26 protein-coding genes, 1 rRNA gene and 1 other annotated feature are annotated in these 23133 nt (G+C 42.9%); of the genes, 1 reads left to right on the top strand and 26 read right to left on the bottom strand.

Features of this window, described 5'->3' with window-relative positions; genetic code table 11:
* Window positions 1-203 precede the first annotated feature (203 nt).
* The 18 genes from J2Z69_RS18190 to J2Z69_RS18105 all read right to left on the bottom strand — a co-directional run bounded on the left by J2Z69_RS18190 (window position 204) and on the right by J2Z69_RS18105 (window position 13784).
* Window positions 204-800: a class I SAM-dependent methyltransferase gene (locus J2Z69_RS18190; RefSeq protein ID WP_209866017.1), complete on the bottom strand. Its 597-nt coding sequence runs from the start codon at window positions 798-800 to the stop codon at window positions 204-206.
* A gap of 103 nt (window positions 801-903) precedes the next feature.
* Window positions 904-1263: a 50S ribosomal protein L7/L12 gene (gene rplL / locus J2Z69_RS18185; RefSeq protein WP_209866013.1), complete on the bottom strand. Its 360-nt coding sequence runs from the start codon at window positions 1261-1263 to the stop codon at window positions 904-906.
* 61 nt (window positions 1264-1324) lie between these two features.
* Entirely contained in the window at window positions 1325-1834 is a 510-nt protein-coding gene (gene rplJ, locus J2Z69_RS18180) for a 50S ribosomal protein L10 (protein WP_209866010.1), read from the bottom strand.
* Between the two features lie 127 nt (window positions 1835-1961).
* Window positions 1962-2111, bottom strand: a sequence feature (ribosomal protein L10 leader region).
* An 83-nt stretch (window positions 2112-2194) separates the two neighbouring features.
* Window positions 2195-2887, bottom strand: coding sequence for a 50S ribosomal protein L1 (rplA, locus tag J2Z69_RS18175; RefSeq protein WP_209866007.1), 693 nt, complete (start codon window positions 2885-2887; stop codon window positions 2195-2197).
* 78 nt (window positions 2888-2965) lie between these two features.
* Window positions 2966-3391, bottom strand: coding sequence for a 50S ribosomal protein L11 (gene rplK / locus J2Z69_RS18170; RefSeq protein WP_209866004.1), 426 nt, complete (start codon window positions 3389-3391; stop codon window positions 2966-2968).
* Window positions 3392-3462: 71 nt separating this feature from the next.
* On the bottom strand, window positions 3463-3996 hold the full coding sequence (gene nusG / locus J2Z69_RS18165) for a transcription termination/antitermination protein NusG (protein ID WP_209866001.1): 534 nt from the start codon (window positions 3994-3996) through the stop codon (window positions 3463-3465).
* A gap of 22 nt (window positions 3997-4018) precedes the next feature.
* Window positions 4019-4210, bottom strand: a complete 192-nt coding sequence (secE, locus tag J2Z69_RS18160; RefSeq protein WP_209865998.1) for a preprotein translocase subunit SecE — start codon at window positions 4208-4210, stop codon at window positions 4019-4021.
* A 21-nt stretch (window positions 4211-4231) separates the two neighbouring features.
* The gene (gene rpmG, locus J2Z69_RS18155) at window positions 4232-4381 is read right to left on the bottom strand and encodes a 50S ribosomal protein L33 (protein ID WP_127200915.1); all 150 of its coding nucleotides are present in this window, start codon (window positions 4379-4381) and stop codon (window positions 4232-4234) included.
* Window positions 4382-4780: 399 nt separating this feature from the next.
* Window positions 4781-5428, bottom strand: coding sequence for an RNA polymerase sporulation sigma factor SigH (sigH, locus tag J2Z69_RS18150; protein ID WP_209865995.1), 648 nt, complete (start codon window positions 5426-5428; stop codon window positions 4781-4783).
* 161 nt (window positions 5429-5589) lie between these two features.
* Window positions 5590-6111, bottom strand: a complete 522-nt coding sequence (locus J2Z69_RS18145; RefSeq protein ID WP_209865992.1) for an NYN domain-containing protein — start codon at window positions 6109-6111, stop codon at window positions 5590-5592.
* A gap of 6 nt (window positions 6112-6117) precedes the next feature.
* A complete protein-coding gene (rlmB, locus tag J2Z69_RS18140; RefSeq protein WP_209865989.1) occupies window positions 6118-6873 on the bottom strand; it encodes a 23S rRNA (guanosine(2251)-2'-O)-methyltransferase RlmB in 756 nt (251 codons plus the stop codon).
* A gap of 32 nt (window positions 6874-6905) precedes the next feature.
* Complete coding sequence (locus J2Z69_RS18135; protein WP_209865985.1) at window positions 6906-7361, bottom strand: Mini-ribonuclease 3; 456 nt, start codon at window positions 7359-7361, stop codon at window positions 6906-6908.
* Window positions 7358-8761, bottom strand: a complete 1404-nt coding sequence (gene cysS / locus J2Z69_RS18130; RefSeq protein ID WP_209865982.1) for a cysteine--tRNA ligase — start codon at window positions 8759-8761, stop codon at window positions 7358-7360. The genes J2Z69_RS18135 and cysS overlap by 4 nt, the downstream gene beginning before the upstream one ends.
* Window positions 8762-8827: 66 nt before the next feature.
* Entirely contained in the window at window positions 8828-9514 is a 687-nt protein-coding gene (cysE, locus tag J2Z69_RS18125; RefSeq protein WP_209865979.1) for a serine O-acetyltransferase, read from the bottom strand.
* Window positions 9515-9905: 391 nt separating this feature from the next.
* Window positions 9906-11366, bottom strand: a complete 1461-nt coding sequence (gene gltX / locus J2Z69_RS18120; RefSeq protein WP_209865976.1) for a glutamate--tRNA ligase — start codon at window positions 11364-11366, stop codon at window positions 9906-9908.
* Between the two features lie 48 nt (window positions 11367-11414).
* Entirely contained in the window at window positions 11415-11903 is a 489-nt protein-coding gene (ispF, locus tag J2Z69_RS18115) for a 2-C-methyl-D-erythritol 2,4-cyclodiphosphate synthase (RefSeq protein ID WP_209865974.1), read from the bottom strand.
* Entirely contained in the window at window positions 11900-12613 is a 714-nt protein-coding gene (gene ispD / locus J2Z69_RS18110) for a 2-C-methyl-D-erythritol 4-phosphate cytidylyltransferase (RefSeq protein ID WP_209865971.1), read from the bottom strand. Before ispD ends, ispF begins: the two co-directional genes overlap by 4 nt.
* 82 nt (window positions 12614-12695) lie before the next feature.
* Complete coding sequence (locus J2Z69_RS18105) at window positions 12696-13784, bottom strand: PIN/TRAM domain-containing protein (protein ID WP_209865969.1); 1089 nt, start codon at window positions 13782-13784, stop codon at window positions 12696-12698.
* A gap of 215 nt (window positions 13785-13999) precedes the next feature.
* Between J2Z69_RS18105 and J2Z69_RS18100 the strand changes: the two genes are divergently transcribed.
* Window positions 14000-14395 carry a nucleoside triphosphate pyrophosphohydrolase family protein gene (locus J2Z69_RS18100; RefSeq protein ID WP_209865967.1) on the top strand — a complete coding sequence of 132 codons (396 nt, stop codon included), beginning with the start codon at window positions 14000-14002 and terminating at the stop codon, window positions 14393-14395.
* Window positions 14396-14550: 155 nt separating this feature from the next.
* Here J2Z69_RS18100 and pssA read toward each other — a convergent pair whose 3' ends face one another.
* The 8 genes from pssA to rrf form a co-directional block, all read right to left on the bottom strand.
* The gene (gene pssA / locus J2Z69_RS18095) at window positions 14551-15276 is read right to left on the bottom strand and encodes a CDP-diacylglycerol--serine O-phosphatidyltransferase (protein WP_209865965.1); all 726 of its coding nucleotides are present in this window, start codon (window positions 15274-15276) and stop codon (window positions 14551-14553) included.
* A 54-nt stretch (window positions 15277-15330) separates the two neighbouring features.
* Window positions 15331-16407 (bottom strand): DNA integrity scanning diadenylate cyclase DisA, encoded by a 1077-nt coding sequence (disA, locus tag J2Z69_RS18090; protein WP_209865963.1) that lies wholly within the window; start codon window positions 16405-16407, stop codon window positions 15331-15333.
* 13 nt (window positions 16408-16420) lie between these two features.
* Complete coding sequence (gene radA / locus J2Z69_RS18085) at window positions 16421-17788, bottom strand: DNA repair protein RadA (protein ID WP_209865961.1); 1368 nt, start codon at window positions 17786-17788, stop codon at window positions 16421-16423.
* 175 nt (window positions 17789-17963) lie between these two features.
* Complete coding sequence (gene clpC / locus J2Z69_RS18080) at window positions 17964-20405, bottom strand: ATP-dependent protease ATP-binding subunit ClpC (protein WP_209865958.1); 2442 nt, start codon at window positions 20403-20405, stop codon at window positions 17964-17966.
* A 51-nt stretch (window positions 20406-20456) separates the two neighbouring features.
* Window positions 20457-21515 carry a protein-arginine kinase McsB gene (mcsB, locus tag J2Z69_RS18075; RefSeq protein ID WP_209865955.1) on the bottom strand — a complete coding sequence of 353 codons (1059 nt, stop codon included), beginning with the start codon at window positions 21513-21515 and terminating at the stop codon, window positions 20457-20459.
* 12 nt (window positions 21516-21527) lie between these two features.
* Window positions 21528-22049, bottom strand: a complete 522-nt coding sequence (mcsA, locus tag J2Z69_RS18070) for a protein-arginine kinase activator protein McsA (protein WP_209865952.1) — start codon at window positions 22047-22049, stop codon at window positions 21528-21530.
* A 14-nt stretch (window positions 22050-22063) separates the two neighbouring features.
* A complete protein-coding gene (locus J2Z69_RS18065) occupies window positions 22064-22540 on the bottom strand; it encodes a CtsR family transcriptional regulator (RefSeq protein WP_209865950.1) in 477 nt (158 codons plus the stop codon).
* Between the two features lie 501 nt (window positions 22541-23041).
* A 5S ribosomal RNA gene (gene rrf, locus J2Z69_RS18060) occupies window positions 23042-23133 on the bottom strand; the annotation flags it as partial.

Below are 23133 nucleotides of genomic sequence, written 5' to 3'. Positions count from 1 at the left end.
TCCTCATATTCGATAGATTTGCCAAAATAATGCATAATATACGCATTCAGCATTTGCTACCTTTCTGAAGCGAAAAATTAAGCTTGACATTTCAGCATACTAAAGCCATTTAGGGCATCCTAATACTGACATTTTATAATAATACCACACCAAAAAAACGAAGTCAATAGTTAATTCAACTTATTTATGCATGAATATCAGGTTTATTTTATAGCTTTTATAATCCAATACCCTTTTTCCTTGGTGATAATATCTACCTCATTGAATATTGTTTCTAACTTCTCCAAAGCTGAAGGCGCCCCTTGTTTCTTTTGAATAACAACCCAAAGTGAACCCTTCGTTTTTAAGCGCTCAGCCGCCCCTTCAAAAATTGCATGAACCGTCTGCTTTCCCGCACGTATTGGAGGATTCGTTAAAATAACATCGAACTGCTGCCCATCCAACTTTTCAAATAGATCACTTTGAATTATTTGTACGTTGTGTATTCCGTTACTAGCAGCATTTTCAGCAGCTAAATGAACAGCACGTTCATTAACATCGACCATCACGACTTGACCTTTAGGTGCTAATAATGCCGCAGATAAACCGATCGGTCCATATCCACAGCCCACATCTAAGACCTTATCTATCTCATCAATCTCCATAGCTTCTATTAGAACCTTACTCCCAAAATCTATGCCAGACTTAGAAAAAACACCAGCATCACTAATAAAGCGAAGCTTCTTCCCACGAAGAACTACATCCCATAATTTACGGTCATGAGCCGCATCCGGCTTAGTTGTATAATAATGATCCGGCATCCATTCTCCACCTTACCTTTGGTATATCTCTACTATGCCCTCTACCTATAAAAAAACAAACCCCTTGAATATTCTTCAAGGGGTTTGTGGAATGAATCAGGTACTATTTCACTTCTACAGAAGCGCCTGCTTCTTCCAATTTAGCTTTTACAGCATCAGCATCTTCTTTAGATACTTTTTCTTTCAATGCTTTTGGAGCGTTGTCAACCAAGTCTTTTGCTTCTTTCAAGCCAAGACCTGTGATTTCGCGAACTACTTTGATAACGTTGATTTTGGAAGCGCCAGCGCCTGTCAAAATTACGTCAAATTCAGTTTGCTCAGCTTCTACAGCTGCTACTGCGCCGCCTGCTGCTACTGGTGCTGCAGCTGTAACGCCGAATTCTTCTTCGATTGCTTTAACGAGATCGTTAAGTTCAAGAACAGTCATGCCTTTGATTTCTTCCAAAATTGTTTCTTTACTCATGGTAGAACCTCCGTTATATAATTTATAGTTTTTTTGTTAAATCAATTGAATTAGAGAAGTATTAAGCGCTAGCGCTATTCTCATCTTTTTCAGCAACAGCTTTAACTGCAAGCGCGAAGTTGCGCACAGGTGCTTGAAGCACACTGAGAAGCATAGAAAGAAGTCCATCGCGTGAAGGTAGTTCAGCAAGAGCTTTGATTTGGTCTGCGCCAACAACACGGCCTTCAACCACTCCACCCTTTAATTGAAGAGCTTCATTTTTCTTAGCGAAGTCGTTAAGAATTTTAGCTGGAGCAACTGCATCATTAGTACTAAATGCGATAGCCGTAGGGCCAGTCAACACTTCGTCTAATTCAGACAGTTCAGCAGCTGCAGTCGCACGACGAACGAGCGAGTTTTTCAGTACTTGGAACTCGACTCCAGCTTCGCGAAGCTGTTTACGAAGTTCAGTTACTTGGGAAACATTCAGACCGCGGTAATCAGCAACAACAGTCGTCACGCTCTCGCGCAATTTAGCAGTTACTACATCAACGGCATCTTGTTTAGCTTGAATCACTTTTGCATTTGCCACACTGTACACCTCCTGTTAGATTAACTAAGCGGTAAGATAGCAACGAGCTGCTCCTACCACTTTCCTGCCATATCGGTAGTCCGTATATATTAGGAAGATTCATTGATGAAATTAAAGCTCCTGCTAAAACTCCATCAAAAAAGCCTCCGTAGAATCACGAAGGCCTGATATATCATCATCTACAGAAAACTGCAAATTCCGAAACTCTATCACAACACCTCGGTAGGAAATTAAGCTTTACAGCACCTACTGTCTACGGTAAGCATATTCACATTTAATTGAAATCAATGCAACCACTTCACTATACCAGAGGGATAACCCAAGGTCAACCCTGAAATATTTACCAAAGGTATCTATTTCTTACTTGTAAGATGCAGTGTTCACACGAGCACTTGGTCCCATTGTGGATGATACCGCAATGTTCTTCAAGTAAACGCCCTTCGCAGCAGCCGGTTTAGCCCGGTTCAATGCATCTACGAGAGTTTTGAGGTTCTCGTTCAATTGTGCAGCATCAAATGATACTTTACCAATTGGCGCATGAATTTGTCCTGCTTTGTCAAGACGGTACTCAATTTTACCCGCTTTGATTTCTTGAACCGCTTTAGCTACATCAAATGTAACTGTTCCCGCTTTAGGGTTAGGCATCAATCCTTTACCCCCGAGAAGACGACCCAATTTACCAACTTCACTCATCATATCCGGTGTTGCTACGCAAACATCGAATTCGAACCAGCCTTGTTGGATTTTGTTAATAACGTCTTGATCACCAACGAAATCAGCTCCAGCAGCTTCCGCTTCTTTTGCTTTCTCGCCTTTAGCGAATACAAGAACGCGTTGAGTTTTACCAGTACCGTGTGGCAATACTACTACGCCACGAACAGCTTGGTCTTGTTTACGAGGATCTACACCTAGACGTACTGCAACTTCGACAGTTTCATCAAATTTAGCAGTTGCTGCTTTCTTTACCAAATCAACAGCTTCAGCAGGCTCGTAAGTTGCTTCGCTATCAATTAGCTTAACAGCTTCAAGGTATTTCTTACCGTGTTTTGCCATAAAAATTTCCTCCTTTGTGGTATTAGCGGATATTCCTCCCACTTATTGGCCGGACCCAGAGGTCCGGAGTGTTCAAAACTAGTCTTGAACAGTGATACCCATACTGCGGGCAGTACCTTCAACCATAAGCATTGCTGCTTCAACAGAAGCTGCGTTAAGGTCAGGCATTTTTTGCTCTGCAATTTGGCGAACTGTGTCGCGGTTAACCGTTGCTACTTTTTTCTTGTTAGGTTCGCCTGAACCCTTCTCGATTTTGGCAGCTACACGAAGCAATACTGCAGCCGGTGGAGTTTTGGTAATGAAAGTGAATGAACGATCTTCAAATACCGAAATTTCAACCGGAATAATCAAACCTGCTTGATCCGCAGTACGTGCATTGAACTCTTTACAGAATGCCATAATGTTGACACCCGCTTGACCCAATGCAGGACCTACTGGAGGCGCTGGATTCGCTTTACCCGCAGGAATTTGCAGTTTTACAACTTTGATAATCTTTTTAGCCATGTAAAACACCTCCTAGCACTAATAGTGGTAGACGGGATCATTGATCCCTCCCACAGAAAACTGAAGAACAACTATATCTTCTCCACCTGAGTGAAATCTAACTCAAGCGGCGTTTCCCGTCCAAACATGTTAACGTGAACTTTAACTTTGCTCTTGTCGGCAAGAATTTCTTCTACAGATCCGACGAAGTTAGCAAACGGACCAACTTTGATACGTACAGATTCTTTGAGTTCGAACTCAATAACCGCTCTCGGTTCTTCCATACCCATGTGGCTCAAGATCTGTTCCACTTCTTCTGGAAGCAAGGCTGTCGGTTTGGAACCGGACCCTGTCGAGCCGACAAAACCTGTCACTCCTGGTGTATTGCGCACAACATACCAAGAATCGTCAGTCTGAACCATTTCCACCAAGACATAACCAGGGTAAACTTTGCGCATCACGGTCTTTTTCTTACCGTCTTTGTTCACAATTTCTTCTTCCATAGGAACAAGAACCCGGAAAATCTTGTCTTCCATGCCCATAGACTCTACGCGCTTTTCTAAATTGGCTTTGACTTTATTCTCATACCCGGAATAGGTATGAACCACATACCATCTTTTTTCCATATCAAGCCACCTGGGACCCTTCTTAAATAATCGCTTTGATCACGGCAGAAATGCCGATGTCAAGAACCCAAAAATAAATTGCGACCACTGCGATTGTACCAAAAACAATCAGAGAATAATTCGTCAGCTCTTTACGATTAGGCCAGCGTACCTTTTTAAGTTCAGCCCAGCTTTCAGAGAAAAAAGAGAAGAACGATTTGAAACTACGTTTCATCCGCACCTACACCTCCAAAGACTATCTGGTTTCGCGATGAGGAAATTGCTCGTTACAGAACTTGCAAAATTTCTTCATCTCCATGCGGTCGGGGTGGTTACGCTTGTTCTTCGTTGTCGTGTAGTTTCTTTGTTTGCAGTTCGTACAAGCCAACGTAATAATTACCCGCATGATGTACACCTCCCGAAGACCTCTATAAGAGAAGTCTCTAATTGTACCGGCTATCAAACCGGCTGTTCGCAGAGAGACCCAAGCCCGTACCGACCTTAAATGACTTCAGAAAATATTAACAAATCGCTAATTCTCCTTAATTCAAAAAAAGCAAGCGCGAAATTTGGCCTACTTAAAACACTTTATCATAAGGGTAATATCATGTCAACGAGAGAATGGCCTTGACCCCCGCTATGTTCCGTGGCTTCGTTCTTCTTCATTTCTCTATAATTACTGGTCTCATCACTGTTTGCAGTATTTACGTATCACCTTAAGAATAAACCTATCAATTTGCATTTACTAGTTTTAGAACCAAAGAAAAAAAGACTCTAATGAGTCTTTAGAATTGTGTCTTAAGAACTACAAACCATCTCGCACCTCTAAATACCTTTCAAGCTTACGCTTTACTCGCTGGAGTGCATTATCAATGGATTTCACATGTCTTCTAAGATCTACAGCAATTTCTTGATAAGATCTTCCGTCCAAATATAACATCAGCACTTTACGTTCTAGATCACTTAATATTTCAGACATCTTGTCTTCAAGACCCACAAACTCTTCTTGATTAATTATGAGTTCTTCTGGATCGGAAACCTGAGTTCCACAGATGACATCTAGCAATGTTCTATCTGAGTCTTCATCAAAAATGGGCTTGTCCAGAGATACATAAGAGTTCAATGGAATATGCTTCTGCCGTGTGGCTGTCTTAATTGCCGTTATAATCTGCCTTGTAATACATAACTCTGCAAAGGCTTTGAAGGATGCCAGCTTATCGCCCTTAAAATCTCGAATAGACTTGTACAGTCCTATCATGCCTTCCTGGATAATATCCTCCCGGTCGGCCCCTATTAAGAAATAGGATCTGGCTTTGGCTCTGACAAAACTACGATACTTATTGATTAAGTATTCCAGGGCTTCGCTATCGCCTGCCCGGAAAGCTTCAACAATGTCTTCATCGCTCTGAATCTCATAGTCAAATTTTATCACTACTTTGAGGTCGACACTCACCACAATCCCTCCGGCTGCAACGCACGGTGCCCCGTCACTTCAATCAAGTTTAGTGTCAGTATATATGATGGAATGACAGAGCGTCAACCACATTAGTCCTAAAAAATGTAAAAGTCGAACTTTGTCAAGTGAAAAAGGGTGGAAATATGACATGAACATTTTCACTCTCTACGCCAGCGTTCAAACCGTTTCAACACGTCGGGGCTGAGTTTGCCACCAAGTGTATTGCGCTGCGAACTAAGGCGATCTTCCGCAATTTTCGACTGAATCTGTTGTTCATTCTGTTCAATCTGTGTGAGAAGTTCTCGAGCCGAAATTCGTAACGCCCCTTGCCCAAAGATAACATGCTGCTCTACCATGTCACTGGTAGCTACATAAATCTGACGACGACGAGCAGTAAGTTCACGCACCAGTCGCTCGATACACTCGTCGGCCGTTTCCTTCTCTCTTGTAAAATAGATTTGAATCTTATTCTGTGCAAAAGACTTACCGAGTCCGGGTACAAGGTAAGCATCAAAGACGGCTATAATACGGAGACCACTAAAAGCCTGATAATCTGCAAGCTTCTCTAGAAGTCGATCCCTAGCTTCTTGCAATCCAAGCTTAGCCAACTTAGTAAGCTCTGGCCAATCTCCAATCATGTTATAACCATCTACAAGGAGAACATCACGGGTCTCCCCCATGTGAGATTACCCCTGAAGTCTTCTTTTACGAAGCGTCTCGTACATCACGACCCCGGCTGCCACGGAAGCATTAAGCGAATTTAAACGTCCGTTCATTGGCAACTTCAGCAAAACATCACATTTCTCCCGAATTAAACGTCCCATTCCTTTTCCTTCATTTCCAATGACGATCGCAACTGGGCCTGTAAATACGTTGTTATCATAAATTTCTTCATGAGCATCCACATCTGTACCTACTACCCAGACTCCTGCTTCTTTCAGTTGTTCGATGGTCTGTGCCATATTGGTCACACGAGCGACCGACACATACTCTACCGCACCTGCTGATGTTTTAGATACGGTTGCTGTAACTGCAGCAGAACGCCTTTTTGGGATAACCACCCCATGCACTCCCGTGCACTCCGCCGTACGAAGAATCGAACCTAGATTATGAGGATCTTCTATCTCGTCCAATAAAAGAAGGAATGGCGCTTCTCCTTTTGCTGTAGCGTTAGCCAAGATATCTTCAATTTCTACATACGCATAGGGCGCCGCTTGAGCTATAACTCCTTGATGCTGTAAGTCGGGAACCAATTGGTCCAACTTCCGCTTGTCCACATGTTGAATGACGATACCATGCTTCTTAGCTTCTGCAACAATAGGTTGCGTCAAATGTTTTTGAGCAGTATCTGCAATCCATATTTTATTAATGGTACGGCCCGCACGAAGCGCTTCAAGAACTCCGTGTTTCCCGCCAATATATTCTTCATTGTTGTTATCCATTGAGGATTCCTCCGTTATGTCGATTGTTGTCATTAAGTTTCCTGAATTAGAAGAGGCAAGCCGTAAGTAATTAGATACGTTAATCTATCATGATCTCCGTTGTAATACAAATAACCGATTAATGTCTCGAAAGCTGTCGCATGCCGATAATCAGCTACACTTGCATTTTTAGGAACTGTACCGGATTTTGCATTACGGCCCTGACGCACCACATCGAGCTCATGTTCAGTTAGTTCCCCTTCAATTAGACCCAATAACTTAGCCTGTGCCTTAGCGGACACAAATTTGGTCGATTGCACATGCATATGATGCGGGCGCAAATTAGGTAAAGAAATCACATACTGTCTGACGGCAATTTCAAATACTGCATCTCCCATATAGGCCAGAGCTAATGGAGGAAGAAGTCTTGCCGGCTTGGACGAGGGATATGGGAACCAAAGCGACGGCTTCTCTAAGCCGCCGTTTTGGGAGTTGAGTTGTTCCGTCATTTACGGCGCCACCGGATACCTTGAGGTGTATCCTCCAGCACGATTCCTTGTGTATCGAGAATGTCCCGAATCTCATCCGCACGAGCCCAATTTTTCGCTTGTCTTGCTTCCGTACGTTCTCGAACCAATTGTTCAATATCTTCTCCAGGCAATACCGTCTCTTCCACTGCATAAATGCGCAGCACTGTATTCATTTCGTCAAACAGTTCTTTGGCTGCTAACAAATCAGCGCCCTTGACCACTGGATGACCTAATAGGGCATTTATTTCATTTACCCATTCAAATATCGCAGTAATGGCATCTGGGGTATTAAAGTCGTCTTGCATTTTGCTATGAAAAGTATGTCGAATAGCCGTTAGACGCTCCTGGACTTCCGGGCTAACTGTTGCTTCATTATGACCCACGGCTTGCAGACGATGGTTCAGATTTCCCACGGCGATTGCAATTCGTTCAATACTTTTCTCCGCTTGATCCATAACCTCTTCGGTAAAATTCAAAGGATTGCGGTAATGACTAGACAGCATAAAGTAGCGGATGGCTTCTTTTTTATAGTGCTGACGAAGGTCTTTAACGAGGACACCATTCCCCAATGATTTAGACATCTTCTCACCACTGATATTAATAAATCCATTGTGCATCCAGTAATGTGCAAGAGGTTCTCCTGTGCAAGCTTCTGACTGAGCGACTTCGCATTCATGGTGAGGGAACATCAGATCTTGTCCGCCTCCATGGATATCTAAAGTGTCTCCAAGCAAATTCCTAGCCATGGCTGAACACTCAATGTGCCATCCTGGTCGACCGTCTCCCCATGGACTGCTCCAAGAAATTTCACCAGGTTTTGCTGCTTTCCATAATACGAAGTCTTGAGGATTCTCTTTGCGCTCATCGACTTGAATCCGAATTCCGAATTGGAGTTCATCGATATTTTGATGAGACAATTTCCCATACCCCTCGAATTCGTTCGTCCGATAGTACACGTCCCCACCTTTTTCATAAGCAAACCCTTTAGACTCCAGATCTTTAATGAAATCAATGATGATATCCATATTCTCGGTTACTCGGGGATTAGCCGTAGCTCTTGGAATACCTAAACCCTCTAAATCCTCGTAATAGGCTTTAATGAATGTCTCCGCAACATCGGGTACCGTTGTATTCATCTCATCGGCTTTGCGAATTAACTTATCATCCACATCTGTAAAGTTAACTACGTAATTCACATCATACTTTTGATTTTCTAGGTAACTCCGAACCACATCAAAGAAAATCATCGGTCGTGCATTTCCAATATGAATATAGCCGTATACAGTAGGGCCGCACACATAGACTTTGGCTTTTCCAGGTTCCTGACTTATAAACTCTTCTTTTGTTCGGGTTAATGTATTGAAAATTTGCAGTGCCATACTAACATCCCTTTCATCATGCTTTAGAAAATTCCGGATGACCGGTGATTTACTATTACTGTATATTCATCTAACGTCTCCACGGGTTACGATATCTCGAACATATTCATGCTCCTCGGACCTCTCCTGCTTCAACTCATCTAGTTCCTTCTGTAGATCTTCAATTTCTCTCTGCAGCAAGCGTAATGTATCAAAAACTGGATCTAATAAGTCGTGTGTCAATCGATCCATTTTTTTGCCACCTTGTTTGACTACTTTACCAGGAACACCTACTACCGTACAGTTGGGAGGCACTTCTCTTAACACTACCGAGTTGGCTCCTATATTACATTGATCACCCACTGTAAATGAACCAAGAATTTTAGCCCCAGACCCCACAACCACATTATTCCCAATTGTCGGATGTCTTTTCCCTTTTTCCTTCCCGCTTCCCCCGAGAGTGACCCCTTGATAGATAACCACGTCATCCCCAATTTCGCAAGTTTCGCCAATGACAATGCCCATCCCATGATCTATAAAGAGTCGATTTCCTATTCTTGCGCCGGGATGTATCTCAATGCCTGTAAAAAAGCGACTAATCTGAGATATAATACGGGCGGTAGTAAAGAATTGTCGGCGATACAAGGCATGGGCAATTCGGTGACACCATATGGCATGTAAACCGGAATAGGTGAATATTACTTCAAACCATCCACGTGCAGCTGGATCATTATCAAAAACAGCTTGAATATCCGAACGGATCTTCGCAAACATACGACGTCCCCCCACTCCTTTTAATTCTCTGCCACAACGAGAAAAAGCGCCCCTGCAGCATTCGCTGCAGAGACGCTTTGAACGCGGTCCCACTCTGCTTAAACATCATAATTCCATCGATGTTTCTCTTAAGCGCCTTTAACGCAGACGATACGGCAATATCTACCCATGCAAAATTTGCACGCTCAATTTTGCGGCTCCTGGGTGCAATTCGGCGTTCTGCATGTAGATAACTCTCAGCCAAGCGACCCTAAAGTCTCTAGGTTATCCTCTCTGGACATACAAGAATCAGCTTACTTCTCCCACTCGATGCCGTTCCTGTTCAATTCATGTAATAGCTTTCTTCTATATTAGCTAAAATTACAGCACCTGACAACTGATGAATAAAAAATTAGGCGCCGCGGATTTGTGACTTCAAGCGATCTATGACCCGGTCACGGCCTAATAGATAAATCGTTTGGTTCAGATCTCGACCATGGGTTTGTCCCGTTAGGGCGACACGAATTGGCATAAACAATTGCTTGCCTTTAAATCCTGTTTCTTTTTGCACTTCTTTGATCAAGACCGCCATATGCTGGGCTGTGAACTCAGAAGACGCTTCAATTTTATCTACAAAAGCCCGAAGTACGTCTGGAACTTGAGGCTCCGATAGAACCACGGCAGCATCGGACTCCAATTCTAGATGAGTACGGAAGAAAACATCGGACAATTCTGTGATTTCTGAAGCAGAGGTCATTTGCTCTTGATACAATGCAACTAACGCTTTGGCCCACTCCAGCTTCTCTTCACTTAACTCAGCAGGAAGACGCGATGCTTTTTGAAGCTGCGGAATGGCAAGTTCTGCTATGCGTTCAGGATCTGCTTTTTTAATGTATACGTTATTAATATGCGCAAGTTTTTGCTTATCAAATACTGCAGGACTCTTGGATAGTCGGTGAGCATCAAAGATTGAGATCAACTCTTCTTTACTGAAAATCTCCTCTTCTCCTTCTGGAGACCATCCCAAGAGAGCAATAAAGTTGAACATCGCCTCAGGTAAATATCCTAATTGATCGTACTGTTCGATAAATTGAATAACCGATTCATCTCGCTTGCTGAGCTTCTTATGGTTATCTCCATAGATCAAGGTCATATGCCCAAACACAGGGGGTTCCCAGCCAAGAGCCTCATAAATCATTAATTGACGAGGTGTGTTGGAAATGTGATCTTCCCCGCGAAGTACATGGGAGATTTTCATCAGATGATCATCTACAGCTACAGCAAAGTTATAGGTAGGAATACCGTCTTTTTTAACAATTACGAAATCTCCTGAAACATTGGATTCAAAAGAAATCGGTCCTTTGACCATGTCATCGAACGCATAAGTCTTATCCTCGGGTACACGGAAACGAATACTTGCTACGCGCCCTTCTGCCTCAAACGCTTGTTGTTGCTCTTGAGTAAGACGACTATGTTGTCCAGCATAACGAGGCATCTCTCCTCTTGCTGTCTGCTCTTCCCGCTCTTTCTCCAGTTCCTCTTCGGTACAGTAACAACGATAAGCCAAATCTTTGTCTAGCAGTTCCTGCCAATAGGTGCGATACAGATCTAGTCGTTCCGTCTGACGGTAAGGACCATAATTACCACCAACATCTACACTCTCATCCCAATCCATACCCAGCCACCTTAGATATTTAAGCTGACTTTGCTCCCCGCCCTCAATATTACGCTTCGTATCGGTATCTTCAATTCGAATAATGAATGTACCACCCAAACTACGTGCATATAGATAATTAAATAAAGCCGTCCTTGCATTTCCAATATGTAAATGGCCTGTCGGACTTGGCGCATAGCGCACTCTAACCTCGGTCATCGTAATCCCTCCATTTGCTGGTACTGATATCCTTACAACTAAGCTATCTCACGATGATAGCATACCTTTTACAAGGCAGACAACACACTGCGCTGCGATGCCTTCCCCTCTACCTGTGAACCCAAGCTGCTCTGTTGTGGTAGCTTTCACGTTAACTTGATCCACTTGACCTCCAAGAGCCTTGGCAATCACTTCCACCATTTGAGGAATGTACGGAGCCATCTTAGGACGCTGCGCAATAATGGTTGCGTCTACATTACCCAATTGATATCCTTTACGTTCTGCCAAAGCCCATACATGTTCAAGCAGTTTTAGACTGTCCGCATCTTTGAAATCAGGATCTGTATCTGGGAAATGTCTACCAATATCTCCTTCACCAATAGCTCCTAATATGGCATCACTAATCGTATGAAGCAAGACATCTGCATCGGAGTGACCAAGAAGACCCTTTTCGTAAGGAATAGTTACTCCTCCTATAATACAAGGACGTCCTTCTACCAGTTGATGTACATCAAAACCTTGCCCTACTCTTATCATGCCCTATCTTCTCCTGTCTTTGCAGCCTTAGTTCTGATAAATTGCGCATAATCCAGATCCTCTGGCGTCGTTAATTTAATATTACCGTAGCTTCCTTCCACTACTTTTACCTTTATCCCTATCCGTTCAATCAGCATGGAATCATCAGTACCCATGAATCCATCCTTTTCCGCTTGCTCGTGTGCACGCAAAAGATCTTCATGCCGAAAAGCCTGTGGGGTCTGAATCGCCCACAAGCTACGACGGTCTGGTGTAGCGGTAACATAACCTTGATTGCCTACCTGCTTCACCGTATCTTTTACCGGAACTGCTAGTACAGAAGCTCCACTTTCCTGAGCTGCATCTAGACAAGCCTGTATATGTGTCTCTGTGACAAAAGGGCGCACTCCATCATGTATAAGAATCCAAGGCAAGGTAGTAGCACGCAGGCCTTGAAGGACAGAATCCTGACGCTCCTTGCCCCCCTCAATAACTTGATTCACTTTATCTAAATTATAGTCCCTGACCCATTCCTGACATCGGCTTCGATCTTGCGCACCTGTAACCAAAATGATCTCACGGATAAAAGGAAGACGATTAAATACTTCTAGAGTATGTACAATAATGGGCTTGCCATCTAGTTGTAAGTACTGCTTGCTCTCTCGAGTCCCCATACGAGTACCTCGACCCGCTGCTACCACAATTACTGCCGCTTCCGTTAGGTTCGTCATAAATTATCCCTGCCTCGCCTTATTGAACTTTACTGCGCCTAACCCTTTTATATAGAGGGCAGTTAGTCCCATCATACCTTGTTTATTGGGCTTTTTCCAATAATTTTGGTTTGGCAAAGATCATTCTTCCCGCTGATGTCTGGAGAACACTAGTCACTAATACCTCGGTCACCGATCCAATGAAATCACGGCCACCCTCAACGACAATCATCGTACCATCATCCAGATAAGCTACACCTTGACCATGTTCCTTGCCATCCTTAATGACTTGTACCATAATCTCCTCGCCGGGGAGAACGACAGGTTTGACTGCATTTGCCAAGTCATTAATGTTCAGCACGGACACGCCCTGAAGCTCACATACCTTATTCAGGTTAAAATCATTCGTAACCACTTTACCTTGTAAAACTTTAGCTAGCTTGACAAGTTTGCTATCCACCTCAGAAATTTCTTCGAAATCTCCTTCATAGATCAGAACTTTCACATCTAATTCTTTCTGAATTTTGTTCAAAATATCTAATCCTCTACGTCCACGATTTCGCTTAAGAAGATCCGAAGAATCTGCAATATGTTGAAGCTCTTCCAAAACGAACTCAGGAATCACAATGGTTCCTTCAATGAAACCCGTCTTGCAAATATCTGCAATTCTACCGTCAATTATTACGCTGGTATCCAGAATCTTATGTTCTTGTGTCCAGCTTTCTTCCTCTACGGCACGTGTACTCCATGTACCTGACTTCCAAAGAGAACTTAATTCTTCTTTCTTCTCTAATCCAACACGGAGCCCGATATACCCACAAATCCATGTGAATAGAAGCTGTACCATATCACGAAGATTACCTAACCACGACAGACCTGGATAAATCATCAATGATAGAAGCAGCCCTGCCGTAAGACCAGCCACGCCTGCAGCTAGATCCCCCATGGGTAACTCGGCTAGAGTCTGAATCCCAAAACGTAGTCTTCTGGAAAGTGTATCTGCGAACAGAGAGAATAGGAACAGAAAGACAAGGGCACCCACAGCAGCAAATATTAAATGCACACCCAATACTCCTAGATTGTTCAGCTCATTTTGTATAGAGGATGGGAGTACATCCACCAGAGCATTTGAAGTATAGCCCAGCCAAGCACCACAAAACACAGCGATCAGTTGCAAAGATTTTTTCAGCATAAGCCCTTCACCTCCATAACAGATATAAACGCTTTACAATATCCAGTATGATCCATTTTTTGCAGGGGTAATCGGGTTGCTGTAACTTTTTTTTCCTATGTCCTGCATAGTGTTTAGCGTTCCTGTGACCTTTGGTAGCGCGATTTTCGCTTGATATGATGAATCTTCGTGATCTATAATGAACTCAATTCATAAAATAAGGTGGATGGAAAAAAATGAGCACACTCAGCTTACAGTCTTTCCAAGAACAAGTCTCCGAATTGTTGCTCCGTCACCGCAGTCTGCTGGATGTCTTATCAAAGAATGGACAAAGTAATGCTTCCGTCAATCGTGCTGTGACAAAGGCCGTTACTGAATGCGGTTGCATAGAACTGCATGCTACAAAACAGACTTTTGAAGATGGTATTGATCTACAACAAGCGATGGAATCCGCTGGCAAACATGTACGTGGGGAGCTATGTGAGAACTGTAAGGAAGCCATCAGTTCGGAACTCGGCCGGAATTTGTTTTACATGTCTGCACTATGTAATCTGCTCGATATTAATATGGATGAAGTAGTTGCAAGAGAATCCCAGAAATGCTCAACTTTAGGATTGTTCAATCTTTCTTAAAGCATTAAGGTTGGCCTACCTCTCTTTCTTCTATGAAGAGAGGTAGGAGCTAGAGCAATTACATATACATGCATACAAAAAAGCACGAAGCCTTAGAGGCTCCGTGCTTTTTGCAGTGAAATCTATCCCACTCTAATCATAATGGCATTCTAATCTTAGGAATGCTTAGAACGGTAATCATCTGAAGAATGTGAATTCGAACGTCGCTTTAACAAACGCTCAATGTTTTGTTTTATGCCATATAATGCATAGATCACCAGGGGTACAAAAATTAATTTTGTCAGTTCATCCGGAAATTTGACAGCAATTATGATAGCTATAATGACGACAACCGGCGCGTACCAGATCGCTTTTCTAGGAATCCCGATTTTTTTGAAATTCGGATATCTGACGGTACTAACCATTAAATAGGACAGCAATACCATCGCTATAATAAAATAAGGAGCTGTTATTTCTTTGTGGAATAAAGACAAAGTGGCTAATACACTACCCGCTGCGGGAATAGGAAGACCTATGAAATATCCTGGAATACCAGGTTTCACATTAAATCTGGCAAGTCGTACGGCTCCACACATTGGGAAAATTCCTGTTACAATCCAAGCCAAAGCTGTAGGCATATCTTGAAATGAAATAGTATACATCAACATAGCTGGCGCAATACCGAAAGAAATAATATCGGACAGAGAATCCAACTCTTTACCAAAGTCACTTTGACAATTCAATGCGCGGGCTACACGTCCATCCAGACCGTCGAGAAGCATTGCTACAATAACCATGATGGCAGCCAAACTATATTTACCGTTAAACGCCAGCATAATTGCGATCATCCCGAGAAATAGATTACCTAGGGTAAACAAGTTCGGAATCGATTTCGTAATCATCTCTTCACCTCGAATATATATTGCCCTCAAGTTCATCCTTAGATTGTATGGGAATTAAATTTGTCTGTCAATGAATACTTGTTCTTGAAGGCGCTTCAAACCATCTTTAATTGTCCTCGCTCTAACCTCACCAATTCCATCAACTTCATCCAATTCTTCAATTGAAGCAACCATCACACCAGGCAGGTGTTCAAAGCGCTCCACCAAATTGTGAATAATCACATTAGGTAATCTAGGGATCTTATTCAATACCCGATAACCACGTGGGGAAATCAGTTCTTCGGAAATTGCAGCTGCTGAAGGGTAGCCAAGAAGTTTTGTAATATGATGGGCATCAAGCAGTTCTTCGTCACTTGAACGTTTTAGACCTAAAATGAGTTCACGGATAACTTCCTCATCATCTTCACGAGCATAGTCTCTATACAATAACCAAGCTTCTTCTTCCATGTTGGAGACAAGCTCTTCCATTTGCATACTAATAAGACGGCCTTCCGTTCCTAGCTCATTAATAAATCGTTTGATCTCTAGCTTGATTCGAATAACCATCTCAATTCTTTGGATGACATTAATCACTTCAGGGATGGAAACTAGCTCTTCGAACTCAGAAGCTGTTAGATTAGTTAAGGCTTGGTTCAATACAGATCTATATTTCTCTAATGTCTGAATGGCCTGATTTGCTTTAGTTAATATAACTCCAATTTCTTTTAACGCATATCGAAGATTACCTTGATACAATGTAATAATATTTCTACGTTGTGAAATGGATACTACAAGCTTTCCTGTCTGCTTAGCCACCCGTTCCGCAGATCGATGTCTGATCCCCGTCTCAGCCGAGGAGATAGAGGAGTCAGGAATGAGCTGTGTATTAGCATAAAGAATTCGCTTCAGATCCTCACTTAGGATAATCGCTCCGTCCATTTTGGCCAACTCATATAAGTAATTGGGAGAGAAGTCACAGTTAATGGAGAAGCCGCCTTCCACGACCTCCATCACTTCTGGACTGTAGCCTACTACGATAAGACCCCCTGTCTTAGCTCGTAGGACATTTTCTAGTCCATCACGAAAAGCAGTACCGGGAGCAACGAGTCTCAGCAGATCGTTCACTTTCTCCAGTTGATTTGGTTCTTTCATCTCTATATGCCCCCTAATTTAACGCAGCAGCTAAGGCTTCTGCCACCGTGTTCACTCCCACTAGTTGAATGCCTTGTGGACTTTTCCAACCCTTCATGCTTTTTTCAGGTAAAATCACTCTCTTAAAGCCAAGCTTGGCGGCTTCACGTACCCGTTGCTCAGCTCTAGCTACAGCACGCACTTCTCCCGTTAACCCGACTTCGCCAAAAATAACATCATCTGGCTTTGTCGGAATATCTCGAAAGCTGGATGCAATGCTGACCGCAATCGCTAAATCGGCAGCGGGCTCATCTAGCTTAACTCCTCCAGCAACATTTACATAAGCATCTTGCGTCTGTAAAAACATACCCATTCGTTTCTCTAAAACAGCAATAATTAGATTCATCCGGTGATGATCTACACCTGTTCCCATACGCCTTGGTGAAGGAAAGTGTGTGGAAGCAATTAAAGCTTGCATTTCTACTAAGAGCGGACGTGTGCCCTCCATGCTGGCTACAACTGTAGAACCCGCTACACCTCTAGCCCTCTCCGATAAGAAAAGTTCCGATGGATTCAATACTTCGGTCAAACCAATCTCATTCATTTCAAATATTCCAATTTCATTCGTAGAGCCGAATCGATTCTTCACAGCCCGAAGCAATCGGTACGTATGATGCCGCTCTCCTTCAAAATACAACACACAGTCCACCATATGTTCAAGAAGACGAGGACCTGCAATAGCTCCTTCTTTTGTCACATGACCTACAAGGGCAGTAGCAATTCCTTGCCCTTTAGCAATTCGCATAAACCTTGCGGTACATTCACGAATTTGTGAGACGCTACCCGGAGCGCTCGTTACTTCAGGAATATATACCGTTTGTATGGAGTCAATTACCATAAAATCTGGAGAGACGGATTCGATGGCTTCACCAATGCTGTCCATGTTGCTCTCGCAGAGAACATATAGCTCAGCATTTAATGCACCTAATCGTTCTGCTCTCAGTTTGGTTTGCCTTACAGATTCTTCACCCGAAATGTATAACACACGTAATCCTGCCTTAGCCATCTCATATGAAGTCTGTAATAACAAGGTGGATTTACCTATACCAGGATCTCCTCCAACAAGAACTAAGGAACCAGGTACAATACCTCCGCCCAAGACTCGGTTTAGTTCACCGATTCCGGTTTGGACTCGTGGCTCTTTGCCACTTTCTACATGTATGATAGGCTGAGCTTTTTCCTTCGTCTGGAATAGCTCAGATGTCAGTCCTTGCGTTTTTACAACTTTCTCTACTTCTTCAACCATGGTATTCCAGCTGCTACAGCCTGGGCATTTTCCGTACCATTTCGCGGTTTCATAGCCACATTCTGTACAATAGAACTTGGTCTTAATTTTCGCCATCTATTTCTCCTTCAAGGGACCATCTTCACGATGGCTCAACAATCAAAGTTTACCATTTATTTTGTTTTATCGTAAAGTTTTAATCAAAATGTTAGAAAACTTTTGCAAATAAGCAAAGGGTTGCCTGACTGCTCTTGGTAGAGCAACCAGCCAACCCCTCTATTATAACCTTTATTTAATTCGTGGATAATGATCCTGTTTTGTTCACGGTTAGTGCCCCGTTCTCTTCATCAATGATTAGGGAGTCTCCCTTAGTCACGGTTCCAGAAAGCAGTTCTTCAGATAGACGGTCTTCAATATGCTTCTGAATAGCACGGCGAAGAGGTCTAGCCCCGTATGCGGGATCGAATCCTTCCTTGGCCAAGAAGGCCTTCGCCTTATCGGTTAGCAAGAAGTCTACATCATATTCACGCAGGCGCTTGCGAAGTTCTTCGGACATGAGCGTCACAATCTCTGCAATATGCACTTCTTCTAAAGAGTGGAAGACGATGGATTCATCAATCCGGTTCAAGAATTCTGGACGGAAGCTTTTCTTCAGTTCATCCAAAACGCGTGTTTTCATTGCCTCATAATTAGCCCCAGCATCATTTACTGCAGTGAAACCAAGTGTAGAGTTCTTCTTGATTACATCGGCTCCCACATTGGAAGTCAGAATGATTAAAGTGTTACGGAAGTCAACCACACGTCCTTTGGAATCTGTAAGACGTCCATCCTCAAGCACTTGAAGCAGAATGTTAAACACTTCTGGATGAGCTTTTTCAATCTCATCGAGCAAGACAACAGAGTAAGGTTTACGACGCACTTTTTCTGTTAATTGTCCGCCTTCTTCATAGCCTACATATCCCGGAGGCGCACCTACAAGACGAGACGTCGAGTGTTTCTCCATGTACTCCGACATGTCTATTCTTATTACCGCATTCTCATCACCAAACATAGCTTCAGCCAATGCTCTTGCTAATTCCGTTTTACCTACACCTGTAGGACCTAGGAAGATAAACGAGCCCATAGGACGCTTAGGATCCTTAAGACCTGCACGTGCGCGGCGGATTGCACGGCTTACTGCTTTGACAGCATCATCTTGACCAATTACACGTTCGTGCAGAATTTGTTCCATATTTAAAAGTCGATCGGTTTCTTCAGATTTAAGCTTAGTTACTGGAATACCAGTCCAGCTTGCCACCACCTGTGCAATATCATCAGGTGTAACTTCAGAGTCCGTACGTCCTTGTTTTTCTTTCCATTGATTCTTTGTAACATCTAATTCTTCACGAATCTTCTGTTCGGTATCACGGAGTGCTGCAGCCTTTTCGAACTCTTGGCTTTGTACCGCAGAATCTTTTTCTTTGCGAATATCATCCAGACGATTCTCTAATTGCTTCAGATTCGGCGGAATCGTATAGGAATTCAATCTTACTTTAGAACCCGCTTCATCAATTAAATCAATCGCTTTATCCGGCAAGAAGCGATCTGGAATATAGCGATCTGACAGCTTCACTGCCGCTTCAATAGATTCATCTGTAATTTTTACACGGTGATGCGCTTCATACCGGTCACGCAGACCATATAAAATTTGGATAGCTTCTTCTGGTGAAGGTTGATCCACTGTAATCGGCTGGAATCTTCTCTCCAAAGCAGCATCTTTTTCAATATATTTACGGTATTCATCCAGTGTTGTAGCCCCGATACACTGAAGTTCACCCCGTGCTAAAGCTGGCTTAAGAATATTGGAGGCATCAATTGCACCTTCAGCTCCGCCCGCACCGATGAGCGTATGCAATTCATCAATGAACAATATGATATTCCCAGCTTGGCGAATCTCATCCATTATTTTTTTGAGACGATCTTCGAATTCACCACGATACTTAGTACCTGCCACTACAGATCCCATATCAAGCGTCATGACACGTTTTTCGCGTAGAGTCTCAGGAATTTCATTGTTAATGATTTTTTGAGCGAGCCCCTCAGCAATGGCAGTTTTACCTACCCCTGGCTCACCAATGAGAACCGGATTATTCTTCGTTCTACGGCTTAGCACTTGAATGACCCGCTCAATTTCTTTGCTACGACCAATAACAGGATCTAGATTGCCCTCTTTAGCAATAGAAGTCAGATCGCGAGCTAAACTATCCAGTGTCGGCGTATTTACATTCGCAGGTGCCCCGTGGTGGCTTGAGACCGCTTCGCTTGAACCTAACAATTGAAGGACTTGCTGACGAGCTTTGTTCAAGCTGATTCCCAAGTTGTTAAGCACACGTGCTGCAACCCCTTCTCCTTCACGAATCAGACCTAGTAAAATATGTTCGGTTCCTACATAGGTATGACCCAGTTTGCGTGCCTCATCCATGGATAGTTCAATTACTTTTTTCGCACGAGGTGTATACGCAATATTCGTAGGCTGTTCTTGTCCACGTCCTATAAGTGTCTCCACTTCATCTTGGATTTTCTCAAGTCCTAGTCCCAATCCAATCAGAGCCTTAGCAGCAATGCCTTCTCCTTCACGAATCAGACCTAGCAAAATATGTTCAGTACCAATATTGTTATGCCCCAAACGAACTGCTTCTTCTTGAGCCAAAGCCAGCACTTTTTGCGCGCGTTCCGTAAATCTTCCAAACATCATATCTCCTACACCTCCATGATTGGTGAAATCCTCTAGTATTCCATTAATTATTTATTTACCCAATTTCTCTCGAATGAGCTTAGCTCTGTACATATCACGCTCACCGCGCTCCATATGTTCATTAAATGTCTTCTGTAAGAAACCTGGTTGCGTGAGTACATTCAATTCATTTAGCGCTGGCGCTGAAAGATGATCTATCAGACCAAGATCCACGCCTAGTCTTACATCGGACAAGCGCTGTGCGGCTTCTTTGGCATCCATAATGGAAGCATTCGACAGAATACCGAATGATCTCATAACCCGGTCTGTCATACGAAGACGTGATTCCGAAATCAATTTTTGTCGTGCACTTTTCTCATGCTCTATAATTTGTAAAACAACACCGTGTAAATTATCTATAATTTCAACTTCACTTTGTCCCAGTGTAATCTGATTTGAGATTTGAAACAAGTTACCCATAGCCTCACTACCTTCACCATAGATCCCACGAACCGTAAGACCCACTTGAGTGACTGCAGAAAGAATACGATTAATTTGCTGAGATAGGACAAGCGCAGGTAGATGCATCATCACTGATGCCCTTAGCCCAGTACCTACGTTGGTAGGACAACTAGTTAAGTATCCTCTTTTATCATCGAAAGCAAAATCCACATGTGATTCAAAAATATCATCTACTGCGGTCGCCTTCTCCCAAGCATCCTGAACATGAAACCCTGGGTACAAGCATTGTATGCGTAAATGATCTTCCTCATTAATCATAATGCTAAGACTTTCGTCTTCGCTAATAAGTACAGCTCCACTTCGTGATTCATTTGCCAAATTAGGACTGATTAAGTGCTTTTCCACCAAAACTTCCTTATCCAATTCGTCCAATTCATCTAATAAGAGCGTGTGCATTTGACCAAATTGATGCAGACGTTCATCTTGGAGAACATCTTGAAGCTTCGCAAGTACTTCTTCGGATTGAGAATTGGTAGCTAACATAGGAAAAGCAAGATGTTGAAGGTTGCGGGCAATCCGAACCCGGCTGCTGATGACAATATCGGACTCATAGCCTCTATTTCTCATCCATTCACTAAGGGGTTGTTCGGTAAACCGGACGTTGGACAATCTGCGCACCTCCTACTCTGATGGAATACCCTTTTCTAGCTCCCGAATCTGATCCCGAAGCTCGGCTGCTGCCTCAAATTCTTCATCTATAATACGTTGTTGCAGTTCTTGTCTTAAATCGTCTATTCGACGTTTGGCTTGAATGTGAGTTCCTGCCCTTACCGGAATCTTGCCCATATGTGTTGTATTACCATGAACCCGTTTGAACAGGGGGTCTAATCGATCATTAAAGTATTTATAACAAGAGCTACATCCAAATCGTCCGACCTTACTGAACTGGGCATATGTCATGCCGCACTCTTTACACTGCAAGGTCTCTGTACTTTTAACGGTGCTTGGCCCTTTGCTACCCGGCGTAATATCCAGTAAACCCGAAAGTAGACTATGAATGGAAAAGCCACCTGAAGTCCCAGGAATCGTCTCTCCTTTTTCACGGGCACAAGATTCACAGATATGAAATTCTGTCTTTTCTCCATTAACGATTTTGGTAAAATGAAGTGTAGCTGGTCGTTCACCGCATTCTTGACACAGCATTAGAAGTCCCTCCTTTAACCCTCACCGGGCGATTTAACCAATAATGAAATAAGCATCGCCTTCATAATTCTTGCACGGATTTCATCTCTGAAAGGAAGTTTCACTAATAGTACTTCCCTTGAAGTCGCTGCTCTCATAAGGTTCGCTTCCCTGGGGGTCAAAAAACGTGCTTCTTCCAACTGATAAATCAGTCCTTCAGCCGCCGCTTGGCCCATCTCTGTACCAATAGTGTGATGCAAATGCGTATGAAGCGTTGTTGGACCGGGTAATTCAACCCTGCGAATTCTTACATATCCTCCACCACCACGTTTGCTCTCCACGAGGTAGCCCTTCTCTAAAGTAAATCTTGTACTAATTACATAGTTAATCTGAGAAGGTACACAAGAGAATTGATCAGCCAAATCATTACGTTGAATTTCCACGGTTCCTTCAGGACTTTCATGCAGAATACTCTTAAGATATTTCTCGATAATATCGGAGATATTTCGCATTCACTCATCCTCCACTGCTGCATAATGTAATCTGCTGCGAACCGGGTATTAATAGTATTAGCCGCAAGGTCGAGATCTCAATCATTCCAACGAACTAACGGCTATGTTAGTTAACAGCTATTTAAGCTTTCTTTAATTGATTGACTTTGACTTTCTTTGACCTTATAATTATTATAACACATTATTTATTTTTGCCAAGTATCAATTTATAATTAGTCTAAATTCTTCTGTTTAATATTATATTTCTATTTATAATTTACCCACTCCAGCTACTACCCATTCAGTTTATGTAGGTCAGAAGCGTTTTTGTGTTGCCAATTCAATTCCACTACCTGATTAAAAAAATAAAGCCTTTAACATAATTTATTATTTAACCATCCTCGGCAATTAGGAATTTACCTATTATATGAGTCAAATTGACATAGGTACCTAGGACTAAATTATATAATTTTGTAGAAAACACATAAAAAGCACTGCCATTAGGCAGTGCTTTTTATAATCGCTTGGCGGCGTCCTACTCTCCCAGGACCCTGCGGTCCAAGTACCATCGGCGCTGGAGGACTTAACGGTCGTGTTCGGGATGGGTACGTGTG

Origin of the sequence: Paenibacillus shirakamiensis, assembly GCF_017874255.1 — a bacterium.
Classification (GTDB): domain Bacteria; phylum Bacillota; class Bacilli; order Paenibacillales; family Paenibacillaceae; genus Fontibacillus; species Fontibacillus shirakamiensis.
This window is presented reverse-complemented; position numbering and strand designations above follow the sequence as displayed.